This is a genomic window from Novosphingobium jiangmenense, assembly GCF_015694345.1.
In the GTDB taxonomy this organism is placed as follows: Bacteria; Pseudomonadota; Alphaproteobacteria; order Sphingomonadales; family Sphingomonadaceae; genus Novosphingobium; species Novosphingobium jiangmenense.
Map to the genome: position 1 here is coordinate 1 of NZ_JADQDC010000031.1, position 1,004 is coordinate 1,004.

The following is a 1,004-nucleotide window of genomic DNA, read 5'->3' on the forward strand; positions in this document are numbered from 1 at the left end:
GTGCAAATGGGGAGCAACCGTCTTGTTATGCGGTCCATGGTTGGTTGTTTTTGACCATGGCGTTGAGAGCGCAGATGAGTTTGCGCATGATGGCGATGAGGATGACCTTTGGCGGTTTTCCGGCGTCGGCCAGTCGCTGTCTGAAGGTCTTCATGACGCAGTTGTGCTGGCCTGCGACGAGAGCGGCCATGTAGGCGGCATCGCGCAAGGGTTTGCGACCGCCGACGATGCGCCTTTGCCCGCGGAAGGTCCCGCTTTCGCAGTCGAACGGGGCGACGCCGACCAGCGACGCGGCCTGTCTGCGGGTCAGATTGCCAAGCTCGGGCATGAGCGCGAGCAGGGTATGGGCAAAGACTGGCCCGACCCCCGGAACCGAGCGCAGCAGGCGGTTGCGGTGGGCCATGCGTTCGTCGGCGGCGACCGCTTCGGCCATGGCCTGATCGATCAGCAGGATGTCGGCCTTGAGGCGTGCGATCCGCCGCGCGGCGATGCGCTTCAGCACGCCATGCACCGTGCGCGATGCCTGATTGCTGCAGCGGGTCAGTTCCTCGACCAGCTGGCGCCGGGCGGTGACCAGTTCAGCCAGCCTTGCCGCCGCCGGATCGTGGACCGCTTCGGCTTGCGGAACGCACGAGACGAAGCGGGCAATGACGCCCGCATCGATCCGGTCGTTCTTGGCCAAGATGCCGCAGCCTTGCGCAAAGCGGCGGACGCGAAGCGCATTGAGTCGATGCGCCGGAAGCCCCGCCGCACACAGCGCAGCCAGCACCTCGCGCTCGTATCCGCCACTCGCCTCCAGCCCGATCGCGGCGGGACCAAGGCGTTCCAGATGCCGCCCCAGCGCACGGATGCCCCTGCTGTCATTGGCAAACTCCAGGCATTCTCCATCCGGCCACAGGCACACATCGAGCCTTGCCTTGCTCACGTCGATCCCGACAAACACCGCATGAGACGCCATCTTCGTTCCCTTCCTTGCGCGTGCGGGGTACAAACCCCTCGCAACC

Annotated in this window: 1 protein-coding gene; it reads right to left on the bottom strand. The window is 65.4% G+C overall.

The genetic code is table 11. The annotated features are described in order from the left end of the window. Nucleotides 1-25: 25 nt before the first annotated feature. Nucleotides 26-958 carry an IS110 family RNA-guided transposase gene (locus I2488_RS19395; RefSeq protein ID WP_196277439.1) on the bottom strand — a complete coding sequence of 311 codons (933 nt, stop codon included), beginning with the start codon at nucleotides 956-958 and terminating at the stop codon, nucleotides 26-28. Nucleotides 959-1,004: the final 46 nt, after the last annotated feature.